Source organism: Microbacterium canaveralium (genome assembly GCF_047238045.1).
Lineage (GTDB): Bacteria > Actinomycetota > Actinomycetes > Actinomycetales > Microbacteriaceae > Microbacterium.
In genome coordinates, this window is the sequence record NZ_JBDFMA010000003.1 from 1439781 (window position 1) to 1464184 (window position 24404).

The window sequence follows — 24404 nt, forward strand, 5'->3', positions numbered from 1 at the left end:
CGACGAAAGGGCGAATCATGCAGGCGTCACGGGGTGCGCCCGGCGAGGTGCTGATCGTCACGGGGATGTCGGGTGCCGGCCGATCCACCGTTGCCAACGCCCTCGAGGATCTCGACTGGTACGTCGTCGACAACCTCCCGCCGCGCATGCTGCGCCCGCTCCTGGATCTGACGGAGCGCGCCGGCGGGGCTGTGCCGAGGGTCGCGGTGGTCGTGGACGTCCGAGGACGCTCGATTTTCGGCGACCTTCCCGAGGCGATGCGGGCCCTGCAGGCCGACGGCCAGGTGCGCGTGGTCTTCCTGGATGCCTCGGATGCGGTGCTCGTGCGCCGGTTCGAGGCCGTCCGCCGTCCGCATCCCCTCCAGGGGGACGGCACGATCCTCGATGGCATCCGGCGGGAGCGCGAGCGCCTGACGCCTCTTCGCGAGGCGGCGGACGTCGTCATCGACACCTCCACGTACAACGTGCACCAGCTCTCGCTGCGAACGGTGGAACTCTTCGGTGAAGAGGGTGCTGCCCGTCACACGGTCACGCTCATGAGCTTCGGGTTCAAGTACGGGCTGCCCACCGACGTCGACCTGGTCGCGGACATGCGGTTCCTGCCGAACCCCTTCTGGAACGAGCAGCTGCGACCGCTGACCGGTGAAGACCCGTCGGTACGGCAGTACGTGCTCGAGCAGGAAGGCGCGACCGAATTCCTCGATTCCTACGCTGCCGCGCTACGGCCCGTGCTCGCCGGCTACGAGCGGGAGAACAAGCGCCATTCCGTCGTCGCCGTCGGCTGCACCGGAGGCAAGCACCGCTCCGTCGTGATGGTGCGTGAGCTGGCGGCGCGCATCAGTGAGCTCCCCGGCGTCGCGGTCCGGGTGACTCACCGAGACCTCGGCCGCGAGTAGGCTGTACCCTCGTCCCCGCCGCCTCGACAGTGTCACCCACGCCGTCGCGAGCGTTGCCCCCATCGTCCTGAACCGAGGAGAACCGTGCCGCTGACCGCCGACGTGAAGGCCGAGCTGATCACCGTACGCGACCCGCGTCCGACGGCCCGGGTCGCCGAGCTCACGGCGATCCTTCGCTTCTCGGGCGGTCTGCACTCCATCGCCAACCGCGTTGCCGTCGAGGCGGAGCTGGACTCCGATGTCCTCGCTCGTCGCGTCGCCCGCGATCTGATGGAGCTTTACGGTGTGCGGCCGGAACTGCACCACGTCCAGGGGTCCGGTGGCCGCGCCGGCGGTCACTTCGCCGTCCGTGTCATCGAGGCCGGCGAGACGCTCGCACGTCAGACCGGATTGCTCGACCAGCGTCGGCGCCCCGTCCGCGGCCTCCCCAACAAGCTCACGACGGGGTCGCGGCCCGATCTCAGCGCCATCTGGCGGGGCGCCTTCCTCGCGAGCGGTTCGCTCAGCGACCCGGGCCGTTCCGCGGCGCTCGAGATCTCCTGCCCCTCGTCCGAGGCCGCGATGGCGCTCGTCGGTGCGGGGCACCGCATCGGCATCCCCGCCAAGGCGCGCGAGGTCCGGGGGGTTCCGCGCGTGGTCGTGCGCGACGGCGAGGCGATCCGTAACGCGCTGCACGAGATGGGCGCTCGTCGCACGGCCAGCGAGTGGGACCAGATGCGGCAACGGCGCGAAGTGCGCGCGGGCGTGAACCGCCTGGTCAACTTCGACGACGCCAATCTGCGCCGCTCGGCACAGGCCGCGGTTGCCGCCTGCGCGCGCGTCGAGCGCGCGCTCGAGATTCTGGGCGACGAGGTTCCCGCGCATCTGCAGCAGGCCGGCGAGCTGCGCCTCGCGCACCGTGACGCGAGTCTCGACGAGCTCGGCCACCACGCCGACCCGCCCCTCACCAAGGACGCCGTGGCCGGTCGCATCCGCCGTCTCCTCGCCATGGCCGACAAGAAGGCCGAGGCGGAGGGGATCCCCGGCACCGAGTCCGCGGTCCCCGTCGGCGCCGAGGACTGACCCCGACGCGACGGACCCCCGTCGCGACGGACCGACGGATGCCGAGCCCTCGGCATCCGTTCGTCGTTCTGCGACCCGCCCGGGCGAATACTCTCCGTCATTCGGGGAAGCAACCCCGGGGTCGGTGCGTTGCCGCTCAGTAGGATGAAGACGTCACCCTCGCTGCGCCGAGGTTTCGGTGCAGCGCCGATTCGGAAGTTGAGAACATGGCGAAGTACACGCTGCCCGAACTGCCCTACGACTACGCCGCGCTGGAGCCCCACATCAGCGCGACGATCATGGAGCTGCACCACAGCAAGCACCACCAGACGTACGTGAACGGCGCGAACACCACGCTCGACCTGCTCGCGGAGGCGCGCGAGAAGGGCGATTTCGCGAACATCAACCGTCTGCAGAAGGATCTCGCCTTCAACCTGGGCGGTCACACCAACCACTCCATCTTCTGGACGAACCTCTCCCCGAACGGCGGCGACAAGCCGACCGGCGACCTCGAGGCAGCCATCGACGACCAGTTCGGTTCGTTCGACGCCTTCCGCGGTCAGTTCACCGCCGCCGCCCTCGGCGTGCAGGGGTCGGGCTGGGCGGGCCTCTTCTGGGATTCGATCGGTGAGAACCTCCTCATCCAGCAGTTCTTCGACCAGCAGGGCCAGATCGTGGCCGGCACGGTCCCGCTCCTGCTCCTCGATGTCTGGGAGCACGCGTACTACCTCGACTACAAGAACGTCCGCGCCGACTACGTGAAGGCGTTCTGGAACATCGCCAACTGGGCCGATGCGCAGCAGCGCTTCGCCGCCGCCCGTGAGAAGACCGCGGGTCTGCTGGTACTGTCGTAAACGGCGTGGGCGTCCCGGCGGGACACCCCGCCGGGACGCCGTTGTCCGCCAGCGAATACCGCAATCACGCGCTTCTCGCGCACAACTGATTCAGGAGAAATTCCGTGACCGTCAAGATCGGAATCAACGGCTTCGGCCGAATCGGACGCAACTACCTCCGCGCGGCTCTCGCGCAGGGTGCAGACCTGGAAATCGTGGCGGTGAACGACCTCACCGACAACAAGACCCTGGCCCACCTCCTCAAGTACGACTCCGTCGGAGGCGTCCTGGCCGAAGAGGTCTCGTACACCGAAGACTCCATCACCGTCGGCGACAAGACCATCAAGGTCTTCGAAGAGCGCGACCCCGCCAACCTCCCCTGGGGCGAGCTGGGCGTCGACATCGTCATCGAGTCGACCGGCCGCTTCACCAAGGCCGAGGACGCGAAGAAGCACGTCGCCGGCGGCGCCAAGAAGGTGCTCATCTCCGCTCCGGCCACGGGCGACGACGCCACCATCGTCATGGGTGTGAACGAAGAGACGTACAACCCCGAGACCGACGTCATCATCTCGAACGCCTCGTGCACCACGAACTGCCTCGCGCCCCTGGCCAAGGTCTTCGAAGACGCGTTCGGCATCGAGCGCGGCTTCATGATGACGGCGCACGCCTACACCGCCGACCAGAACCTGCAGGACGGCCCGCACAGCGACCTGCGTCGTGCGCGCGGCGCGGCGATCAACATCGTCCCCGCCTCGACCGGTGCCGCCAAGGCCATCGGCCTCGTGCTTCCCGAGCTCAACGGCAAGCTCTCCGGCTCGTCGTACCGCGTCCCGGTTCCCACCGGCTCGATCGTCGACCTCACGATCGTCACGCCCACCGAGGGTCTGACCGTCGACCAGGTCAACGAGGTCTACAAGAAGGCCGCCGCCGAGGGACGTCTCGCCGGAATCCTCGCCTACACCGAGGACCCGATCGTCTCGAGCGACATCCAGGGCAACCCGCACTCGTCGATCTTCGACGCCGAGCTGACCAACGTCTCGGGCAACCTCGTCAAGGTCTCGTCGTGGTACGACAACGAGTGGGGTTACTCCAACCGCCTCGTCGACCTGACCGAGTACGTCGCCGAGCGTCTCTGACCCTCCATGGCTCTGCGCACCCTCGAATCGCTGGGGTCGCTGGCCGGCACGCGCGTCATCGTCCGTTGTGACCTCAACGTCCCCCTCAAGGACGGCGTCATCACGGACGATGGCCGCGTGCGCGCGTCGCTGCCGACTCTCAACGCCCTGATCAACGCCGGCGCCCGCGTCGTCGTGTGCTCGCACCTCGGGCGCCCCGACGGGTCTCCCGACCCGAAGTACTCCCTCGAGCCGGTCGCGCAGCGCCTGTCCGAGCTCCTCGGCCAGCCGGTCGCGTTCGCGCGCGACACCGTCGGCGAGTCCGCCCGTGAGGCCGTCGCCTCGCTCGAGGACGGAGACGTCGCCGTCATCGAGAACCTCCGGTTCAACGCGGGGGAGACCTCGAAGGACGAGGCCGAGCGCCAGGGTTTCGCCCGTCAACTCGCCGAGCTCGGCGACGCTCTCGTGTCCGACGGCTTCGGTGTCGTGCACCGCAAGCAGGCGAGCGTCTACGACCTCGCCCAGATCGTGCCGTCGGCGGCGGGCCTGCTCATCCAGAAAGAGCTCGAGGTCCTGGACCGTCTGACCGAGAACCCCGAACGGCCCTACACGGTCGTCCTCGGCGGATCGAAGGTCAGTGACAAGCTCGGTGTCATCGAGCACCTGCTGCCCCGGGTCGACAAGCTCCTGGTCGGCGGCGGAATGATGTTCACGTTCCTGGCCGCGGAGGGCAACAAGGTCGGATCGAGCCTGCTCGAGAAGGACCAGATCGACACCGTGAAGGGCTACCTCGCCTCGGCGAAGGAGCGCGGCGTCGAGATCGTCCTCCCCGTGGATGCCGTCGTCGCGGCGTCCTTCTCGGCCGACGCCGAGCATGTCGTGGCGGATGCCGTTGCTCTCGAGGAGACCCCGTTCGGTGCCTCGGGTCTCGGCCTCGACATCGGTCCGCGCACGGCGGACCTCTTCGCCGAGGCCATTCGCGACTCGCGCACGGTGTTCTGGAACGGCCCCATGGGCGTGTTCGAGATGGCGGCCTTCGCCGCTGGCACCAAGACGGTCGCGCAGGCCCTGACCGAGGTGGACGGCCTGAGCGTCGTGGGCGGCGGTGACTCGGCCGCGGCCGTCCGCCAGCTCGGCTTCACCGACGACCAGTTCGGCCACATCTCCACCGGTGGCGGCGCCAGCCTGGAGTTCCTCGAAGGCAAGAAGCTCCCCGGACTGGAGGTCCTCGGATGGCAGTGAACAGAACCCCTCTCATCGCCGGCAACTGGAAGATGAACCTCGACCACCTGCAGGCGGTCGCGTTCGTCCAGAAGCTGCACTGGACGCTGAAGGAAGCGAAGCACGAGAACGGCAGCGTCGAGGTGGCGGTCTTCCCGCCGTTCACCGACCTGCGTACCGTGCAGACGCTCCTGGACGCCGACAAGATCGAGTTCGCCCTCGGCGGGCAGGACCTTTCGGCCCACGATTCCGGTGCCTACACCGGCGAGATCTCGGGGCAGTTCCTCGCGAAGCTCGACGCCCGCTACGTCATCATCGGGCATTCCGAGCGTCGGCAGTTCCACCACGAGTCCGACGAGGTCGTGGCGGCCAAGACCGCCGCGGCCCTGCGCCACGGTCTCGTTCCGGTGATCTGCGTCGGTGAGACCTCGGAAGACCTCGAGAAGTTCGGTGCGAGCGCCGTCCCCGTGGGGCAGCTCGAGGTCGCGCTCGAGGGCGTGGCATCCGATGCCGACATCGTCGTGGCGTACGAGCCGGTCTGGGCCATCGGCTCGGGCCAGGCCGCGACGCCCGATCAGGCACAGGAGGTCGCGGCCAAGCTCCGCGCCGTCGTCGCCGACAAGCTCGGTGCGGACGCGGCGGCTCGCACGCGCATCCTCTACGGCGGCTCGGTGAAGTCGGGCAACATCGCCGGATTCATGCGTGAGCCCGACGTGGACGGTGCCCTGGTGGGCGGTGCGAGCCTCGTCGTCGACGAGTTCGCCGCGATCATCCGGTACCAGAAGCACGTCGGAGTCTGACCGACGCGGATGCCCGCGGCCCTGCGCCGCGGGCATCCGCGTGTCCGGCCCCGCTCCCCGTATACTTGACGCTTGTGCGGCCGTCCCTGGCCGCTCGCGAAAGGCTTTCGACAGTGCAGATTCTCGAGTTCGTCCTGCAGGTTTTCCTGGGCGTGACCAGCCTCCTGCTGACCCTGCTCATCCTGCTCCACAAGGGACGCGGCGGCGGTCTGTCCGACATGTTCGGCGGCGGCATGAGCTCCGCGATGGGCTCGTCCGGCCTCGCCGAACGCAACCTCAACCGATTCACGATCGTGCTCGCGCTGGTGTGGTTCATCACCATCGTCGGCCTCGGTCTCCTGACCAAGTTCGCGGAGCTCTGACATGGCCACTGGCGGTAACGCCATCCGCGGCACGCGCGTCGGCGCGGGCCCGATGGGAGAACAGGACCACGGTTTCCACGCCGATCGGGTAGCGGTGTCGTACTGGGATGCGCTCGGCAACGAGACCGTCCGCTACTTCGCGGCGGGCATTCCCGACGACGAGATCCCCGAGACCATCGATTCGCCGCACTCTGGCCTTCCGGCGGGGCGCGACAAGAACAATCCGCCGGCGCTCGCGAAGACCGAGCCCTACAAGACGCACCTTGCGTACGTGAAGGAACGCCGGACCGACGAGGAAGCGGCGTCGCTCCTCGACGATGCGCTTCAGCAGCTGCGCGAGCGCCGCGGCCAGTAGAGACCGAACGAGAAAGAGACCGGATGCCGATGGCATCCGGTCTCTTTCGTCGTGCGGGCTCAGTACTCGCGATCGATGAGCTGCGGCGGCACCTGGTCAGCGGCGGCCTCGTCGACGAAGAACGCCGTGCGACGACGGCCCTTCGCCCCGGCGGCAGGAACGCTCTGGTAGCTCGCGCCGGCGAGGGCGAGGCCGAGAGCGGCGGCCTTGTCGGCGCCCGCGATGACCATCCACACGCGCTTGGACGAGTTGATGACCGGGCGGGTGAGCGAGATGCGCTCCGGCGGAGGCTTGGGGGAGTCGCGCACCGGCACCGTCGCCCGATCGGTGACGGAGATCTCCGGCCGGTCAGGGAAGAGCGAGGCGATGTGCGCGTCGGGACCGACACCGAGGAAGCAGATGTCGAACGACGGCCACGGGCCCGTCTCACTCCGGTCGGACGGCGCGAACTGCGCGAGCTCATCGGCGTAGGCGATCGCCGCGGCGTCCAGATCGAGGCCGTCGTCGGTCGAGGCGGCCGAGTGGATGTTCTCGGCCGGGATGTCGAGACCGTCGAGGAAGGCGACACGCGCCTGCTTTTCGTTGCGATCGTCCGAGTCCCGGCTCACGAACCGCTCGTCACCGAACCAGAAGTGCACGAGCGACCAGTCGATCTCGTCGACGCGCGGGTCGCGGGCGGCCGAGCGCAGGACCGCACCGCCCATCGTGCCGCCGGTCAGGCAGACGTGCATGCGTTTGCCCTCGGCGACGCGCTTCACGATGCGGTTCACGAACCGGGTCGCGACGTAGTCCGCGAGGGTATCGGCATCCTTCTTGATGATGACCTGTTTGGCGGAGCCGTTCTCGGTCATCGGTCGCCCCGCTCGTCGAGGGTGTGCAGCAGCTCCGTGCACTGCGTCAGGACGCGGCCGTACAGCACATCGGGGTCGAGGCGACGGAGCTCCTCGGCGAGGCACTCGCGAAGCGTCCGACGTGGGAAGTCGAGCTCGTGCGTCGGCTGGCCGGGCTGCGTGAGGATCGCGACACCCGGCGTGGGGCGCTCGAGGAGGGTGTCTCCGCTCGCGCGGGTGAGGCGCACCGACTTGATGCCGCCGGCCCATTCGGCCTCCGGGAGGTAGCTGTACGTGACCGGCGCCTCGAGCTTGAGGCCCAGCCACGCCGCGAGCAGCGCCGTGGACGGCGAGTCGCTCGAGCCGGAGACCTCGATCGAGGTGACCGGCTCGTAGGGCGGCTGGTCCAGTACGGCGGCGAGCTGTTCCCGCCAGCGCGTGACGCGGGTCCACGCGAAGTCGGTGTCGCCCGGGGCGTAGTGTTCGCCGAGGTGCGCGACCCACGCGGTGGGGTCGGGCTGCGACTTGGCATCGGTGATGCGGCGCTGAGCGATCCGGCCGATCTCCGACAGGGAGGGGTCGGTGGGGGCCTCGGCGGGCCACCAGGCGACGACGGGCGCGTCCGGGAGCAGGAGACCCGTGACGAGACTCTCGGCGTTGGACGCGGCCGCTCCGTGGGCTCGCAGGACCACGACCTCGCTCGCGCCGGCGTCGCCGCCCACGCGGATCTCGGCGTCCAGGCGAGGCTCTTCATCGTCGTCGCCGAACAGCACGGCGATGACGCGCATCGGGTGCTCGCGGGAGGCGTCGTTGGCGGCCTCGATGACCTCTTCCTCGGCGCCGTGGTGCGTGACGATGATGAGGGTCAGCACGCGCCCGAGAGCGACGGCACCGCCCTCCTCCCGGACGCTGACGAGCTTCTTCGAGATCGCGCTGACGGTGGTGTCGGGCAGATCGATGATCACGGACGCCTCCAGGTGCGGCCATCGCGGGCGAGGAGTTCGTCGGCGGATGCCGGCCCCCATGACCCGGGAGAGTACTGTTCGAGCGGTCCGCCCTGGGCGGCCCAGAACTCCTCGATCGGGTCGAGGATCTTCCAGCTGAGTTCGACCTCTTCGTGCCGCGGGAACAGCGGCGGGTCGCCGAGCAGCACATCGAGGATGAGTCGCTCGTAGGCTTCGGGGCTCGCTTCGGTGAAGGCGTGGCCGTATCCGAAGTCCATGGTGACGTCGCGCACCTGGGTACCGTCACCGGGGACCTTGGATCCGAAGCGGATGGTGACGCCCTCGTCGGGCTGCACGCGGATGACGAGGGCGTTCTGCCCCAGCTCCTGCGTCTGGCTGCGAGAGAACAGCTGCTGCGGGGCGCGCTTGAACACCACGGCCACCTCGGTGACGCGGCGTCCGAGACGCTTTCCGCTGCGGACGTAGAAGGGGACGCCCGACCAGCGGCGCGTGTTGATCTCGAGCTTGACCGCGGCGTAGGTCTCCGTCACGGACTCCGGGTTCATGCCGTCCTCTTCGAGGAAGCCGAGCACCTTCTCACCGCCCTGCCATCCGCCGGCGTACTGCCCGCGGGCGGTCGCCTCGGCGAGATTCTCGGGCAGACGGACCGCCGCGAGCACCTTTTCCTTCTCGGCTCGCAGGTCGGCCGCGTTGAAGCTGATGGGCTCTTCCATCGCGGTGAGGGCCAGCAGCTGCAGGAGGTGGTTCTGGATGACGTCGCGGGCCGCGCCGATCCCGTCGTAATACCCCGCGCGACCGCCGACGCCGATGTCCTCGGCCATCGTGATCTGCACGTGGTCCACGTAGTTGCGGTTCCAGATCGGCTCGTACAGCTCGTTGGCGAACCGCAGCGCCAGGATGTTCTGGACGGTCTCTTTACCGAGATAGTGGTCGATCCGGAAGATCGAGTCGGCCGGGAAGGCGCTCTCGACGACCTCGTTCAGCTCGCGAGCCGAGGCCAGGTCGTGCCCGAACGGCTTCTCGATCACCACGCGCCGCCAGCCGGTGGTGTCGTCCGCGGTCTCGCCGACGAGTCCCGAGGCCTTGAGCTGCGTGGTGACCAGCGGGAAGGCCTTCGGCGGGATCGACAGGTAGTACGCGTGATTGCCCATGGTGCCGCGCTCGGTGTCGAGCTTGTCGACGGTCTCGCGCAGACGCTGGAACGCCTCGGGGTCGTCGAACTCGCCCTGGACGAAGCGGATGCCTTCCAGCAGTTCCTGCCACGTCTCCTCGCGGAACTCGGTTCGGGCGTACTGCTTCACCGACTCGTGGACGACCTTGGCGAAGTCCTGGTCTTCCCAGTCGCGGCGGGCGAACCCCACCAATGCGAAGCCGGGGGGCAGAAGACCGCGGTTGGCGAGGTCGTATACCGCGGGCATCAGCTTCTTGCGCGACAGGTCACCCGTCACGCCGAAGATGACCAGGGCGCTGGGCCCCGCGATGCGGCTGAGTCGGCGATCCTCGGGATCGCGAAGGGGATTGTGACCGGGTGTGATCTCTACGACCATGCTTTTACTGCGCCGCCTCGAAGAGTGAAAGCACCTCGACCTGCGGGTCGGTGAGCGTGAGCGTGACGACGGGACGGCCGTGACCGTCCGCCAGCACGCTCGCGTCGCCCGCGGCCTGTGCGTGGATGAGCTCACCGAACGTGAACGGTCGACCGGGAATCTCGAGGTCGACATCGGTGCGTTCGGTGATCTGGAGGAAGACGCCGTTCGCGGGCCCTCCCTTGTGGTACTGACCGGTCGAGTGCAGGAACCGGGGTCCCCACCCGAAAGTCGTGGGACGACCGGAATCCGCCGCCACCAGTTCGCGCAGTCCCGCGAGCTGGGGCAGGTCGATCCGGTTCACGTACGCCTGGATGCTGACGTAGCCGTCGGCCGGAACCGAAGCCCACAGCGCGTCGAGAACGCTCGCGAGCGTGCCCCCGGATGCCAACGCGGGGTCCGACACGCGCACCTCGACGCCGTCGAGCACGAAGGCCGGAGCCGTCGGCTCAGGCCGGGCGTCCAGCAGGCCGCGGGCCGCGGCCTTCGCCGACTCCACGTCGGGCTGGTCGAACGGATCGATTCCGAGCAGTCGCCCGGCGATGGCCGTGGCGTACTCCCACACGACGAACTGGGCTCCCAGCGAGCCGCTCACGAGGACATCGCCCTCGTGGCGGTCGAACAGATGGAAGGCGTCGGCGTGGTCGACGAGACGGACAACCTGCAGGTCGGCCGGCTTCGTCTCCAGCTCGGGGGACACGGGAAGCAGGACGACGGGCAGGATGCCGGTCCCGTCTTTGCCCGTTGACTCCGCGATCAGCTGCTCGATCCAGTCCGGGAGACCCGGCAGGTGGCTCCCGTCGGTGACGAGGCCGAGCTTGTCACGGCGCTGGTCGCCGCCGCCCGCGATGGCCGCGGCCAGGACGAGCGCCGGGTTCTCGGGGGAGTCGATCGCGACCTCGAGAAGTGTGGCATCCGCTTCGTCCAGGAGATCGTCGAGATCCACGCCGGCGAGACCCGCGGGCACCAGCCCGAAAGCGGTCAGCGCGGAGTATCGTCCGCCGACCGTCGGGTCGGCGGTGAAGACGCGGTACCCGTCCGCGTGAGCCGACTGCTCGAGCGGAGAGCCGGGGTCCGTCACGACCACGATCCGCTCCGCGGGGTCGATGCCGAGGTCGCGGAACGCGGCCTCGAACGCACGCTTGGCCGAGTCGGTCTCGATCGTGGAACCAGACTTGCTCGAGACGACGAGCACCGTCTCGCGCAGGCCACCGGCTTCGGCGTCACCGTCGATCGCGGCGAGCACCTGCCCGGGGGCGGTGGAATCCAGGATGACGAGAGGGACGCCCGCGTCGCGCGCGATCACCTCGGGAGCGAGAGACGAACCCCCCATCCCGGCGAGGACGACACGGGTCACGCCCTGCGCGACGAGGGCGCCGCGCAGGGCCGTGATCTCCGGCACGAGGGGGCGCGAGACGGAGACCGCCTGCACCCACCCGAGTCGACGGGATGCCTCGTCCTCGGCTGCGGGACCCCACAGCGTGGGGTCTCCCGCCGTGATGCCGGACGCGACGAGCGAACCGACCAGGCCAGGCAACTCGGAGTCGACGACCGCCTTGACGTGGCCGGTGACCTTGACGGCGAAAGTCACTTCGCCGCCTGGGCGCTTCCGGCCTCGAGCGCGGTGGCGACGGTCTCCTGCAGTTCGTGCCAGGACGCGATGAACTTCTCCACGCCTTCGTCCTCGAGCACCTGCGTGACGTCGGCGAAGTCGACGCCCGCGGCGGCGAGCTGGTCGAAGACCTCGTGGGCCTCGCCGTATGCGCCGGTGATGGTGTCGCCGGTGATCACGGCGTGGTCGAACGTTGCCTCGAGCGTCTTCTCGGGCATCGTGTTCACGGTGCCGGGGGCGACGAGCTCGGTGACGTACAGCGTGTCGGGCAGCGCGGGGTCCTTTACGCCGGTCGAGGCCCACAGCGGGCGCTGCACGGTCGCGCCCGCGGCGAGGAGCTCCTTGGCGCGGTCCTCCGCGAACTTCTGCTCGTACAGCTCGTAGGCCAGACGCGCGTTGGCGATACCGGCCTTGCCCTTCAGCGCGGCGGCCTCGTCGGTGCCGATCGCCGCGAGACGCTTGTCGACCTCGGTGTCCACGCGGGACACGAAGAACGACGCCACCGACTGCAGGGTGGAGATGTCGTGTCCGGCCTCACGGGCCTTCTCGACACCGGCGAGGTACGCATCGATGACCTCGGCGTACCGCTCGAGGCTGAAGATCAGAGTGACGTTGACCGAGATGCCCGCACCGATGACCTCGGTGATCGCGGGCAGGCCCGCCTTGGTCGCGGGGATCTTGATGAGGACGTTCGGGCGGTCCACCCGCGCCGACAGATCCTTGGCCTGGGCGACGGTCGCGTCGGTGTCGTGGGCGAGGTCGGGGGAGACCTCGATCGACACGCGGCCGTCGACGCCGCCGGTGGCCTCGAAGACGGGCAGGAAGATGTCGCATGCGTCGCGCACGTCGTCGGTGGTGATCGAGAAGATCGCCTCGTCGACGCCCGCGCCGTGGCCGGCGAGCTCACGGACCTGACCCTCGTAGGCCTCGCCCTTCGAGAGCGCGCCGGCGAAGATCGTCGGGTTCGTGGTGACGCCGGACACGTTGCGCTTCTCGATGAGCTCGGCGAGGTTGCCGGTCTGGATGCGCTGACGCGACAGGTCGTCCAGCCAGATGCTGACGCCCTGAGCGGAAAGCTGTTCGGTGGGAGTGCTCATTGTTCTCGTTCTCCTCGGATTACTTCGCAGCGGCGATCGACTCGCGGGCGGCCTCGACGACGGCCTCGGCGGTGATACCGAACTTCTGGAACAGGGTCTTGTAGTCGGCCGACGCACCGAAGTGCTCGATCGAGACGGAACGGCCGGCGTCGCCGACGATGCCGTGCCACGACAGGGCGGAACCCGCCTCGACGGACACGCGCGCCTTCACGGACGACGGCAGGACCGACTCGCGGTACGCCTCGTCCTGCTCGGCGAACCACTCCAGCGACGGCGCCGACACGACGCGGGCCTGCACGCCCTCGGCGGCGAGGGTCTCGCGCGCCTGGACGGCGAGCTGCACCTCGGAACCGGTGGCGATGAGGATGACGTCCGGCTCGCCGCTCGCCGCCTCCGCCAGGACGTAAGCGCCCTTGACCGCATTCGCGGCCGAGGCGAACTCGTCGCCCGAGGCCTCACCGGCACCGCGGGGGAACACGGGGATGTTCTGGCGCGTGAGCGCGATACCGGCGGGACCCGCCGTGCGGCGGAGCATCTCGAGCCACACGACCGAGGTCTCGTTGGCATCCGCGGGGCGGACCAGAGCGAAGTTCGGGATCGCCCGGAGGGTCGCGAGCTGCTCGATCGGCTGGTGGGTCGGGCCGTCCTCACCGAGGGCGACCGAGTCGTGCGTCCACACGAAGATCGTCGGGATGTTCATCAGCGCGGCCAGACGCACCGGCGGGCGCATGTAGTCGCTGAAGATGAGGAACGTGCCGCCGAAGGGACGCGTCGGACCGTGCAGCACGATGCCGTTGAGGATCGCGCCCATCGCGTGCTCGCGGATGCCGAAGTGCAGCACGCGGCCGTAGGGGTCGCCCGACCATTCGTGCGTCGACCACGAGGTGGGGATGAAGGACTTGGCATCCTTGATCGTGGTCAGGTTCGACTCGGCGAGGTCGGCCGAACCGCCCCACAGCTCGGGGAGCTCGGCGGCGAGGGCGTTGATGACCGTGCCGGAGGCGGCGCGCGTGGAGACGTCCTTGCCGGCCTCGAACGCGGGCAGCGCGTCCGCGATGCCCTCGGGCAGCTCGCGAGCCTGCAGGCGGTCCCACAGCTGCTTGCGCTCGGGGTGGGCAGCGGCCCAGGCGTCGAACTTCTCCTGCCAGGCGGCCTTCTCGGCTTCGCCGCGCTTCACCAGCTCGCGAGTGTGCGCGAGCACGTCGTCCGCGATGGCGAAGTGCTGCTCGGGGTCGAATCCCAGCACCTCCTTCGTGGCACGCAGCTCGTCAGCTCCCAGCGCCGAACCGTGGATCTTGCCGGAGTTCTGCTTGCCGGGGGAGGGCCAGCCGATGATCGTCTTGAGGATGATGAGCGACGGCTTGCTCGTCTCGCCCTTCGCGGCCTCGATGGCCGCGAGCAACTCGGCGACGTCCTCGACGTACTGGCCCGTCTTCTTCCAGTCGACGGTCTGCACGTGCCAGCCGTAGGCCTCGTAGCGCTTCTGCACGTCTTCGGTGAAGGCGACGTTCGTGTCGTCCTCGATCGAGATCTGGTTCGAGTCGTAGATCGCGATGAGGTTGCCGAGCTCCTGGTGGCCGGCGAGCGAGGAGGCCTCGCTCGTGACGCCCTCCTGCATGTCGCCGTCGCCGGCGATCACGTAGACGAAGTGGTCGAAGGGGCTCTCACCGGCGGGGGACTCCGGGTCGAACAGGCCGCGCTCGTACCGGGCGGCGTAGGCGAAGCCGACGGAGGAGGCGAGGCCCTGACCGAGCGGTCCGGTCGTGATCTCGACGCCGTCGGTGTGGCCGTACTCGGGGTGACCGGGGGTCAGGGAGCCCCACGTGCGGAGCGCCTCGAGGTCCTTCATCTCGAGGCCGAAACCGCCGAGGTAGAGCTGGACGTACTGGGTGAGGGAGGAGTGCCCCACCGAGAGGATGAAGCGGTCGCGGCCGGGCCAGTGCGTGTCGGCCGGGTCGTGGCGCAGGACGCGCTGATACAGCAGGTAGGCCGCGGGTGCGAGAGACATGGCCGTACCGGGGTGGCCGTTACCCACCTTCTCGACGGCATCCGCCGCCAGAACGCGTGCGGTGTCCACCGCGCGCCGATCGATCTCGTCCCATTCGAAGTCCGACAACACGGTGCCTTTCTCGTCACTTTGCGCCCGGGGTCACGATCCGACGCCGCACTCGACGCCGTAGGGGCGGGAGTGGGGTGGGGTGGTCGGCGCGGGGCGCGCGTTCATCGCCAGCATAGCGAGAACGCACGAAGGGCCGGGACTGTTCCCGCGGGGGTCGACAGGCGGCCGGGTGTGTGTACGGGATGCCATAGAATCGTGGGGATACGCTCGCTCTACCCCGGGGGACGATGGACATCTCGACGACGTCGCACGTCACTGCGACGACCGATCGCCGCTCCGTCGGACGCACCCTCCGCGCTTACGTCGCGCTGACCAAGCCGCGGGTGCTCGAACTGCTCCTGGTCACGACCGTTCCGGTCATGATCCTCGCCGCGCGCGGACTCCCCGACCTCTGGCTCATCTTCGCCACCGTCATCGGCGGGTCGCTGAGCGCCGGTTCGGCCGCCGCGTTCAACATGTACCTCGACCGCGACATCGACGCGCACATGCAGCGCACCGAGAACCGTCCGCTGGTCACCGGCGAGGTGTCGCCCCGCGGCGCACTCACGTTCGCCTGGACCCTCGCCGTGTTCTCCACCGTGTGGTTGTGGGTGTTCACCAACCCGCTCGCGGCGGGACTGTCGGCCGCGGCCATCTTCTTCTACGTCGTGATCTACACGATGATCCTCAAGCGCCGCACCGAGCAGAACATCGTGTGGGGCGGGATCGCCGGATGCTTCCCCGTGCTCATCGGCTGGTCGGCGGTGACGGGATCGCTCTCGTGGGCGCCCTTCATCCTGTTCGCGCTGGTGTTCCTGTGGACTCCGCCCCACTACTGGCCGCTGTCGATGAAGTACGCCGACCAGTACGACGAGGTGGACGTGCCGATGCTCGGCGCCACCCGCAGTGGATCGCAGGTCGGGCTGCAGGTCATCCTGTACGCGTGGGCGACGGTGGCGTGCTCGCTGCTGCTGATCCCGGTGGCATCCATGGGCCTGGTCTACAGCGTTTCCGCGCTGGTCTTCGGCGGCTGGTTCGTGTACGAATCGCACCGCTTGTACTCGCGCGCCGTGCAGGGTGGCGAGCCCCGACCCATGCGCGTGTTCCACGCGTCGATCACGTATCTGACGCTGCTGTTCGTCGCGATCGCGGTCGACCCGCTGCTGCCCTTCTGATCATCCGGGCCCGAGGGCCATTCGCCCCCTGTTCCGTGGGACGGGGCGGTCATTCTCGGAGCCCGTGCGTCGGAGCCCATGCACCGACGCACGAAGCGACCCCGGTGCGCCGACGAACGAGAATGCGCGGAAGCGCTGGCACACGAAGGCGCGCGGGTGCACGGACGCACGAAGACGCCCGCCCCCGAATCGGGGAGCGGGCGTCTTCGGGGTGGTGGCGGTGGTCAGGCGCGAGGGGTGTCGTCGCCCGTGTCCAGCTTCGGGGCGTCGTGGCCCGCCGCGGCTGCTTCTGCTGGAGCGGGGGCGTCGGACGGGGTCTCGACGTCTGCGTCCTCGAGCACGAGGGGAGCGGCCGGAGCGGTCGTCGCAACGGCGGCCACGGTGGGAGCGGCGGCGAAGGGGGCGCTCTCGTCGTCGTCGGTCCAGTCGATCGTCTCGACCGACACGTCGGGGCGCGGACGCGTGGACACCACGGTGGCCACGGCGAGCGTCGCGACGAGGCCGAGAGCACCGGCACCGAGGACGGCGGCTCCGACGATCGCCCAGGACTGCGCGACGTAGACAGTGACGACCGTCGCGTTCGGGTCGTTCAGCACCGCTTGCATCGCGTCGATCTGGCGGAAGACGATGACGAGTCCGCCGAACACTGCGGCCAGGGAGAGGACCAGAAGAGCCCAGAACGGGATGCTGGTCACCAGGCGGGGGCGGGTCTGCATGGAATGAACTCCTTAGATTCCGGGCACGGTCGGCACCGGAGGGTCCACAGTCTCCCACGCACCGGTGCGCCCGCTCTGTGCGCTCGATGAATCGGCTATGAACGCGCTAAGGTCAGCGCTGCGCGGCGCCGACCGCGTCCCGTGCGTCGGTGCGCGTGGCGGCGACGGGTGCCTTCAGCCGGAGGACGACGACCGTCATGGTCGCGGCGGCCAATGCTGCCAGCACCATGTGGATGCCGACGGCGAGCTCGGGCAGGCCGTTGCGCGCCTGGTAGAGGCCCACGGCGATCTGGACGAGTTCGACCGCGAGCAGCGCGGTCGCCCAACGCCGCACGGGGAGGCGCAGCCGCCACGCGATGACGACGATCACGAGGGTGAGGGCGAACAGGGCGTAGCCGGGCCAGGCGTGCACGTGCTCGAGGATCTCGGCGTCGAATCCGTTGCGCTGCACCGCTGCGGCATCTCCCGAGTGCGGTCCGGCGCCGGTGGTGAGCACGCCGAAGACGACGGTGAGGGCGAGGACGCCGGTCGTGGCATGGACCAGACCCGCGAACCACGCGGGGACGGCACGCTCGCGCGGACCGGCCGGAAGGTACATGAGTGTCAGGAACGCCGCGCACACGGTGACGAGGACGACGGACGCGATGTAGTGGAACCCGACGATGAACGGGTTCAGACCGGTGAGCACCGTGATGCCGCCGACGACGGCCTGCGCGACGATGCCGCCCAGCACCACGAGGGCCAGCACGAACATCCCGCGGCGCTGCCTCCGCATGCGCCACATGAGCACGACGACGACAAGGGCCAGGATGCCGACGACCCCCGTGAGCGTCCGGTTGCCGAACTCGATGATGCCGTGGATGCCCATCTCGGGCGTGTTCACGAGCGAGTCCGGGGTGCAGCGCGGCCACGTGGGGCACCCGAGTCCCGAGCCGGTCAGACGTACCGCCCCGCCGGTGCCGATGATGAGCACTTCGGCCACGAACGACAGCCACGCGAACACGCGGACTCGGCGGTCGACCTGGGTCGGCAGCCCATCGACGATGCGACGGAGGACGCGGGGGGACGAAGCGGTGGACATGCGCGCAGCCTCCTGGCGGCGAGGCTCTCGAGCCGCGGCGGCGGGTCAGCGCCGTGCCGGGAGCGGGTGTTGCCTGTAGAATCGAAGGGTCTTCGGGTGCAGCGCTCGCGCGTCCCGCACCCCTGACAGTCTAGGCGCGCAGCCAGCGCCTTCGAGCGGGCCTACCAGCGACCTTCCTGTGACTCCGACCGGAGTTCCTCCTGGAATGTCGGGGCGGATGACACCGTTGAGGCCCGAGAAGGAGAGTGACCACCATGTCCGATGTACTCATCGACCGACCAGAGCTCGAAAGCCTGGGGCAATACGAGTTCGGCTGGCACGACACGGATGCCGCAGGCGCGCTCGCGCAGCGCGGCATCAACGAAGACGTCGTGCGCGGCATCTCCGCCCTGAAGTCCGAGCCCGAGTGGATGCTGAAGACGCGTCTGAAGGGCTACCAGCTCTTCGGCCGTAAGCCCATGCCCACGTGGGGCGCCGACCTATCGGAGATCGACTTCGACAACATCAAGTACTTCGTGCGCTCGACCGAGAAGCAGGCGCAGTCGTGGGAGGACCTCCCCGAGGAGATCCGCAACACGTACGAGAAGCTCGGCATCCCCGAGGCCGAGCGTCAGCGTCTCGTCGCCGGCGTCGCTGCGCAGTACGAGTCCGAGGTTGTCTACCACCAGATCCGCGAAGACCTCGAGCAGCAGGGTGTCATCTTCATGGACACCGACACGGCTCTGCGCGAGCACCCCGAGTTCTTCGAGGAGTACTTCGGCACCGTCATCCCCGCCGGCGACAACAAGTTCGCGGCGCTGAACACGGCCGTCTGGTCGGGCGGCTCCTTCGTGTACGTGCCGAAGGGCGTGCACGTCGAGATCCCCCTGCAGGCGTACTTCCGCATCAACACCGAGAACATGGGTCAGTTCGAGCGGACCCTGATCATCGCCGACGAAGACAGCTACGTGCACTACATCGAGGGCTGCACGGCCCCGATCTACAAGAGCGACTCGCTGCACTCGGCCGTCGTCGAGATCATCGTGAAGAAGAACGCCCGCGTGCGCTACACGACGATCCAGAACTGGTCGAACAACGTCTACAACCTCGTCACCAAGCGCGCCGTCGCCCACGAGGGCGCGACCATGGAGTGGGTCGACGGCAACATCGGCTCCAAGGTGACGATGAAGTACCCGTCCATCTACCTCATGGGCGAGCACGCCAAGGGCGAGACCCTCTCGGTCGCTTTCGCCGGTCCCGGACAGCACCAGGACGCCGGCGCGAAGATGATCCACATGGCGCCGTACACGCAGTCGTCGATCGTCTCCAAGTCGATCGCGCGCGGCGGAGGTCGCGCCGGTTACCGCGGCGAGGTCCGAGTGGATGCCAATGCGCACCACTCCGCGAACACCGTGCGCTGCGACGCGTTGCTCGTCGACACGATCTCGCGCTCGGACACGTACCCCGCGATCGACATCCGCGTCGACGACGTGCAGCTCGGTCACGAGGCCACGGTCTCGAAGGTCAGCGAGGAGCAGTTGTTCTATCTACAGTCCCGCGGCCTTCCCGAGGACGAGGCGATGGCGATGATCGTGCGCGGCTTCATCGAGCCGATCGCGCGCGAGCTGCCCATGGAGTACGCCCTCGAACTGAACAAGCTCATCGAGATGGGCATGGAAGGATCCGTCGGCTGATGACGACTGCGACCCAGACCCCCGTCGGCGCCGCGGAGGGTCACATCGACCCTGCCGCCCTGGTGGCATCCGTGGTTCCCGTCCAGACCCGGTCGGAGCGCCCGACCTCGTTCGACCCCGGCGACTTCGGCGTTCCCAGCGGCCGCGAGGTCAACTGGAAGCTGACCCCCGTTGGCCGCCTGGCTCCGCTGTTCGTCGACGAGGCGGGCGTCGAGGGCGTCATGCGCGTGGAGGTCAGCGCCCCGGCCGAGGTGGTGCAACAGCGACTGCGCGTGGGCGACGCCCCGCGGGGCGAGCGCTTCCGCCCCGAGGACCTCACCGCCGCTCTCGCGTGGACACACGAGCCCGAGGCGCCGCTGCTTCGCATCCCGGCGAACGTCGAGCTCGACGAGCCCATCGTCGTGCGGCTGACCGGCACGGGCGGCCTCGCGCACGCCCATGTCGTCATCGAGGCGCAGCCGAACTCGCGCGGCACCGTCGTGCTTCGTCACGAGGGCAGCGCGCACCACGCGCAGAACGTCGAGATCCTCGTGCGCGACGGCGCCGACCTCACGGTCGTGTCGGTGCAGAAGTGGGACGACGACGCGCTCCACGCGTCCTCCCACCAGGCGCGCGTCGACCGCGACGCCAAGCTCACGCACGTCGTGGTGAGCTTCGGTGGTGGCGTCGTCCGCGTGAACCCGTCGGTCGAACTCTCGGGCGCGGGCAGCGAGGGACGCCTCTACGGCCTGTCGTTCGCGGATGCCGGTCAGCACCTCGAGTCGCAGGTGTACCTGCACCACAAGGGTCCGCACACCGTCGGCGACGTGCTCTACAAGGGTGCGCTCCAGGGCGAGAACGCCCGGAGCGTGTGGATCGGCGACGTGCTCATCGGACACGACGCCACGGGCACCGACTCCTACGAGGCCAACCGCAACCTCGTGCTCACCGACGGCGCGCGCGCCGACTCGATCCCGAACCTCGAGATCGAGACCGGCGACATCCAGGGCGCGGGTCACGCCAGCGCGACGGGTCGCTTCGACGACGAGCAGCTGTTCTACCTGCAGGCCCGCGGCATCGCGGAGGACGAGGCCCGCCGTCTGGTCGTGCTCGGGTTCCTCACCGAGATCGTCCAGCGCATCGGCATCCCGGAGCTCGAGACCGAGCTCATCGAGGCGATCGAGCGAGAGTTGGCCGAAGGGGCGGCGGCGTGAGCGCGTCGCGCGTGTGCGGGCTCAGTGAGCTCGTCCAGGACGAGGCCCGCCGGGTCGAGGTCGACGGCGTCGCGATCGCCGTGGTGCTCGACGGCAATGGCGAGGTCCACGCCATCGGCGACGTCTGCACGCACGGCGACATCTCGCTGTCCGACGGCTTCGTCGAGGGCGAGACGCTCGAGTGCTGGGCACACGGCTCCGCGTTCTCGCTGAAGACCGGGCGCCCCCTCAATCTCCCGGCCTACGAGCCGGTTCCCGTGTACGAGGTCGTGATCGACGGTGACGACGTGCTCATCGATCCCGCCGTCACCAAGGCGACGGCCTGACGGTCGCGTCCCCCACGACTCCCCGAACTACCGAGTAAGGAACATCATGTCTGTCCTCGAGATCCGCGACCTCCACGTGACGGTCGAGACGGATGCCGGCACGACCCCGATCCTCAACGGTGTGACGCTGACGCTGCGCACCGGCGAGACCCACGCCATCATGGGCCCCAACGGCTCCGGCAAGTCGACCCTGGCCTACACCATCGCCGGTCACCCGAAGTACACCGTCACGAGCGGCTCGATCACGCTCGACGGTGAGGACGTGCTCGAGATGAGCGTCGACGAGCGTGCGCGCGCGGGCCTCTTCCTCGCGATGCAGTACCCCGTCGAGATCCCCGGCGTCACCGTGACGAACTTCCTGCGCACCGCGAAGACGGCCATCGACGGCGAGGCGCCGGCGATCCGCACGTGGACCAAGGACGTCAAGGGCGCCATGGAGAACCTGCGGATGGATGCCAAGTTCGCCCAGCGCAATGTCAACGAGGGCTTCTCGGGCGGCGAGAAGAAGCGCCACGAGATCCTCCAGCTCGAGCTGCTCAAGCCGAAGATCGCGGTGCTCGACGAGACCGACTCGGGTCTCGACGTCGACGCGCTGAAGATCGTGTCCGAGGGCGTGAACCGCGCCAAGGAGAACACCGACCTCGGCGTCCTGCTGATCACGCACTACACCCGCATCCTCCGCTACATCCGCCCCGACTACGTGCACGTCGTCGTCAAGGGCCGGATCGTCGAGGAGGGCGGCCCCGAGCTCGCCGACCGACTCGAGGAAGAGGGTTACGACCGTTTCCTCGACGCCGGTGCCCCGGTGGACGCGTAGGATCGTTACATGACCGCAACACTCGCTCCCGAGAAGTACGACGAGGTCACCGAGGCCCTCAAAGACGTCATGGACCCCGAACTGGGGATCAACGTCGTCGACCTCGGTCTGATCTACGACCTCGCGTGGGATGACGAGAACGACGCGCTCGTCATCCACATGACCCTCACCTCGGCGGGGTGCCCCCTGACCGACGTGCTCGAGGAGCAGACCGCGCAGGCCCTCGACAGCGTCGTGGATCGTTTCCGCATCAACTGGGTGTGGATGCCGCCGTGGGGCCCCGAGCGGATCACCGACGACGGCCGCGACATGATGCGCGCCCTCGGCTTCGCGATCTGAACCCGTGCGAATGGCCCGTCCCGCTTCGGCGAGACGGGCCATTCTGTTTCCCCGTCTGACGGCGGGCATGTGGCATCCGAGGCGTGCTGGTTAGGGTCGACAGCGTGAGTGTCCCCCCTTTGAAGGCCCTGCCGCTCGAGCTGCTGCGTCAGCGATCGAGCACGAAATGGCGATCGTACGGGGACGACGTCATTCCGATGTTCGTCGCCGAGACGGATTTCCCGCTTGCGCCGGCCATCACCGCGGCGCTCGCCCGTGCCGTCGAGATCGGCGACACCGGGTACACGCCGCCGCGACCGGGGATCGACCGCGACTTCGCCGACTTCGCCGATCGCCGTTGGGGGTGGCGTCCCGACTCGGGTCGCATCCGCTGGACCGGGGACGTCATGATGGGCGTCGTCGAGGTGCTGCGCGCGGTGACCTCGCCCGGGGACCGCGTCGTCGTGACGCCGCCGGTCTACCCGCCCTTCTACGACACGGTCGAGGAGGCGGGCGCGGTCGTCGAGCGGGTTCCGCTCGTCGACACGGGGGAGCGGTGGGAGCTCGACCTCGAGGGGATCGCCGAGGCACTGGCATCCGGAGCGAAAGCCGTCCTGCTCTGCAACCCCCACAACCCGACGGGCACCGTGCACACGCGCGAGTCGCTCGCAGAGCTGGCCCGCCTGGCCGCGCACTACGGCGCGTCGGTCGTCAGCGACGAGATCCACGCTCCGCTCACCCACGCGCCGTCGGTGTTCACCCCGTTCCTGGATGCCGCTGCCGAGGCGGCTGAAGTCGGCTACGTGGTGACGAGCGCGAGCAAGACCTACAACCTCGCCGGGCTGAAGTGTGCGGTGATCGTCACGGGATCCGACGAGACCGCCGCGGTCGTGCGCGCATTGCCGTGGGAGGTCGAGTGGCGTGCGGGTCTCTTCGGCATCATCGCCAATCGCGCGGCCTTCGCCCCGGAGAGCGACGCGTGGCTCGAGCAGCTGCTGGTCGCCCTCGACGACAATCGCCGCCTGCTCGCCGATCTGCTGGTCGAGCACCTCCCGCTCGCGCGGTACCGGCTGCCTGAGGCGGGGTTCCTCGCGTGGGTCGATGTCTCCGCGTACGGGTGGGGCGACAACCCCGCGCCGTACATCCGTCGCGAGGCGAAGGTCGCGCTGCATCACGGACCCCTGTTCGGCGCCGAGGGTGTGGGGCACGTGCGCATCAACGTGGGCTGCGATCCCGACGTGCTACGCGAGGCCGTCCAGCGCATCGGTGCCCTCGTCGGGTAGTTCGGCGGTGACCTTTTCCGGGCGGCGCGACGTGGCATCCAAGGATAGGTAAGGATATCCTTATCGGGTGAAGACAGCCACGCGTCCCGCCTACCGCCCGTACGTCGCCGTGGTGAAGGAGGCCCGCCGGCTGTCGCCGCACTTCGCGCGGATCACGTTCACGTCGCCCGATTTCGAGATCTTCGGCACTGATCGCCGCGACCAGCGCGTGAAGATCGTCCTGCCGGGGTCGGATGGCACGCTGTGCGACATCGGCCAGACGGATCCCGTCGCGATCGACAACGGGGAGTGGTACACGCGCTGGCGTGACCTCCCCGACGACGAGCGGATGCCGTTCCGCACCTACACCGTGCGCCGGATCGATCCCGCGGCGCGCGAGCTCGACATCGACTTCGTCCTGCACCATGACGCCGGTCCCGCGGGCGCGTGGGCCGAGATGGCCGCCATCGGCGATCGGATCATCGTGGTCGGTCCGGACGCGCGCAGCCCGGAGTCCGCGCAGGGCATCGACTTCCACCCGGGGACCGCGCAGCGTCTGCTGTTGGCCGGCGACGAGACCGCTGCGCCGGCGATCTGCGCGATCCTGGAGGGCCTCGGAGAGGGCTTCATCGTGGATGCCTTCATCGAAGTGCCGACGGAGGGCGACGCCCTCCCCGTCGCCGCCGGCGACGCGCGCGTACGCTGGCTGTCCCGCGGAGACCTCCCGCACGGTGAGGTCCTGATCGAGGCCGTCGAAGAGTGGACCGCGGCGTCCGGGGACGTGCTCGCGCGGGCCGCGGCTCCGCGGCCGCAGGAACTGGACGACATCGACGTCGACGTGGAACTGCTGTGGGACAGCCCCGACGACACCGAGGGTGAGTTCTACGCGTGGATCGCCGGGGAGTCGCAGACCGTCAAGACCCTGCGGCGTCTGCTCGTCCAGGGCTGCGGGGTCGACCGCAAGCGGGTGGCCTTCATGGGCTACTGGCGCACCGGCCAGGTCGAGCGGACGGCCTGAGGCGTCCCGCTCGC

At 68.9% G+C, this 24404-nt stretch carries 24 protein-coding genes; 16 read left to right on the plus strand and 8 right to left on the minus strand.

All coding sequences use genetic code 11. From position 1 onward, the window contains the following. Nucleotides 1-17 precede the first annotated feature (17 nt). The 8 genes from rapZ (at nt 18) to ABC271_RS07840 (ending at nt 6623) form a co-directional block, all read left to right on the plus strand. On the plus strand, nt 18-896 hold the full coding sequence (gene rapZ, locus ABC271_RS07805; protein WP_412924328.1) for an RNase adapter RapZ: 879 nt from the start codon (nt 18-20) through the stop codon (nt 894-896). 84 nt (nt 897-980) lie between these two features. Then, nucleotides 981-1958 (plus strand): DNA-binding protein WhiA, encoded by a 978-nt coding sequence (gene whiA, locus ABC271_RS07810; RefSeq protein ID WP_412924329.1) that lies wholly within the window; start codon nt 981-983, stop codon nt 1956-1958. A gap of 206 nt (nt 1959-2164) precedes the next feature. Further along, complete coding sequence (locus ABC271_RS07815; protein ID WP_412924330.1) at nt 2165-2791, plus strand: superoxide dismutase; 627 nt, start codon at nt 2165-2167, stop codon at nt 2789-2791. A gap of 104 nt (nt 2792-2895) precedes the next feature. Then, nucleotides 2896-3906, plus strand: a complete 1011-nt coding sequence (gene gap, locus ABC271_RS07820) for a type I glyceraldehyde-3-phosphate dehydrogenase (RefSeq protein WP_412924331.1) — start codon at nt 2896-2898, stop codon at nt 3904-3906. A gap of 6 nt (nt 3907-3912) precedes the next feature. After that, the gene (locus ABC271_RS07825) at nt 3913-5127 is read left to right on the plus strand and encodes a phosphoglycerate kinase (RefSeq protein ID WP_412924332.1); all 1215 of its coding nucleotides are present in this window, start codon (nt 3913-3915) and stop codon (nt 5125-5127) included. Then, entirely contained in the window at nt 5118-5906 is a 789-nt protein-coding gene (gene tpiA / locus ABC271_RS07830) for a triose-phosphate isomerase (RefSeq protein WP_412924333.1), read from the plus strand. The genes ABC271_RS07825 and tpiA overlap by 10 nt, the downstream gene beginning before the upstream one ends. Before the next feature lie 113 nt (nt 5907-6019). After that, nucleotides 6020-6268, plus strand: coding sequence for a preprotein translocase subunit SecG (gene secG, locus ABC271_RS07835; RefSeq protein WP_138172459.1), 249 nt, complete (start codon nt 6020-6022; stop codon nt 6266-6268). A gap of 1 nt (nt 6269) precedes the next feature. Then, nucleotides 6270-6623: an RNA polymerase-binding protein RbpA gene (locus ABC271_RS07840; RefSeq protein ID WP_063257886.1), complete on the plus strand. Its 354-nt coding sequence runs from the start codon at nt 6270-6272 to the stop codon at nt 6621-6623. A gap of 59 nt (nt 6624-6682) precedes the next feature. On the opposite strand, the gene pgl is transcribed toward ABC271_RS07840, so the two are convergent. Genes pgl through tkt form a run of 6 tightly spaced genes read right to left on the minus strand, consistent with a single transcriptional unit; the run spans nt 6683 to nt 14829 of the window. Beyond that, a complete protein-coding gene (gene pgl, locus ABC271_RS07845; protein ID WP_412924334.1) occupies nt 6683-7474 on the minus strand; it encodes a 6-phosphogluconolactonase in 792 nt (263 codons plus the stop codon). Continuing rightward, a complete protein-coding gene (locus tag ABC271_RS07850) occupies nt 7471-8418 on the minus strand; it encodes a glucose-6-phosphate dehydrogenase assembly protein OpcA (protein WP_412924335.1) in 948 nt (315 codons plus the stop codon). The genes pgl and ABC271_RS07850 overlap by 4 nt, the downstream gene beginning before the upstream one ends. Beyond that, on the minus strand, nt 8415-9965 hold the full coding sequence (zwf, locus tag ABC271_RS07855; protein WP_412924336.1) for a glucose-6-phosphate dehydrogenase: 1551 nt from the start codon (nt 9963-9965) through the stop codon (nt 8415-8417). The genes ABC271_RS07850 and zwf overlap by 4 nt, the downstream gene beginning before the upstream one ends. 4 nt (nt 9966-9969) lie before the next feature. Then, nucleotides 9970-11595 (minus strand): glucose-6-phosphate isomerase, encoded by a 1626-nt coding sequence (locus ABC271_RS07860; RefSeq protein WP_412924337.1) that lies wholly within the window; start codon nt 11593-11595, stop codon nt 9970-9972. After that, nucleotides 11592-12713 (minus strand): transaldolase, encoded by a 1122-nt coding sequence (tal, locus tag ABC271_RS07865; RefSeq protein ID WP_412924338.1) that lies wholly within the window; start codon nt 12711-12713, stop codon nt 11592-11594. Before tal ends, ABC271_RS07860 begins: the two co-directional genes overlap by 4 nt. A gap of 19 nt (nt 12714-12732) precedes the next feature. Continuing rightward, nucleotides 12733-14829: a transketolase gene (gene tkt, locus ABC271_RS07870; RefSeq protein WP_412924339.1), complete on the minus strand. Its 2097-nt coding sequence runs from the start codon at nt 14827-14829 to the stop codon at nt 12733-12735. A 230-nt stretch (nt 14830-15059) separates the two neighbouring features. Here tkt and ABC271_RS07875 point away from each other — a divergent pair, with 230 nt between their 5' ends. Next, entirely contained in the window at nt 15060-15986 is a 927-nt protein-coding gene (locus ABC271_RS07875) for a heme o synthase (RefSeq protein WP_412924340.1), read from the plus strand. A 224-nt stretch (nt 15987-16210) separates the two neighbouring features. On the opposite strand, the gene ABC271_RS07880 is transcribed toward ABC271_RS07875, so the two are convergent. Both ABC271_RS07880 and ABC271_RS07885 read right to left on the minus strand, forming a co-directional pair. Next, nucleotides 16211-16702: a dinucleotide-utilizing enzyme gene (locus ABC271_RS07880; RefSeq protein ID WP_412924341.1), complete on the minus strand. Its 492-nt coding sequence runs from the start codon at nt 16700-16702 to the stop codon at nt 16211-16213. Nucleotides 16703-16814: 112 nt separating this feature from the next. After that, nucleotides 16815-17783 carry a COX15/CtaA family protein gene (locus ABC271_RS07885; RefSeq protein ID WP_412924342.1) on the minus strand — a complete coding sequence of 323 codons (969 nt, stop codon included), beginning with the start codon at nt 17781-17783 and terminating at the stop codon, nt 16815-16817. A 254-nt stretch (nt 17784-18037) separates the two neighbouring features. On the opposite strand from ABC271_RS07885, the gene sufB reads away from it, so the two are divergent. The 7 genes from sufB (at nt 18038) to ABC271_RS07920 (ending at nt 24390) form a co-directional block, all read left to right on the plus strand. Further along, nucleotides 18038-19456, plus strand: a complete 1419-nt coding sequence (gene sufB / locus ABC271_RS07890) for a Fe-S cluster assembly protein SufB (protein ID WP_412924343.1) — start codon at nt 18038-18040, stop codon at nt 19454-19456. Then, a complete protein-coding gene (gene sufD, locus ABC271_RS07895; protein WP_412924344.1) occupies nt 19456-20649 on the plus strand; it encodes a Fe-S cluster assembly protein SufD in 1194 nt (397 codons plus the stop codon). The genes sufB and sufD overlap by 1 nt, the downstream gene beginning before the upstream one ends. Continuing rightward, entirely contained in the window at nt 20646-20975 is a 330-nt protein-coding gene (locus ABC271_RS07900; RefSeq protein ID WP_412924345.1) for a non-heme iron oxygenase ferredoxin subunit, read from the plus strand. The genes sufD and ABC271_RS07900 overlap by 4 nt, the downstream gene beginning before the upstream one ends. Nucleotides 20976-21021: 46 nt before the next feature. Continuing rightward, nucleotides 21022-21792 carry a Fe-S cluster assembly ATPase SufC gene (gene sufC / locus ABC271_RS07905; protein WP_412924346.1) on the plus strand — a complete coding sequence of 257 codons (771 nt, stop codon included), beginning with the start codon at nt 21022-21024 and terminating at the stop codon, nt 21790-21792. Nucleotides 21793-21801: 9 nt separating this feature from the next. Then, nucleotides 21802-22131, plus strand: coding sequence for a metal-sulfur cluster assembly factor (locus ABC271_RS07910; RefSeq protein WP_175988239.1), 330 nt, complete (start codon nt 21802-21804; stop codon nt 22129-22131). Between the two features lie 104 nt (nt 22132-22235). After that, the gene (locus ABC271_RS07915) at nt 22236-23393 is read left to right on the plus strand and encodes a MalY/PatB family protein (protein WP_412924347.1); all 1158 of its coding nucleotides are present in this window, start codon (nt 22236-22238) and stop codon (nt 23391-23393) included. 67 nt (nt 23394-23460) lie between these two features. Next, nucleotides 23461-24390: a siderophore-interacting protein gene (locus tag ABC271_RS07920; protein WP_412924348.1), complete on the plus strand. Its 930-nt coding sequence runs from the start codon at nt 23461-23463 to the stop codon at nt 24388-24390. Nucleotides 24391-24404 lie beyond the last annotated feature (14 nt).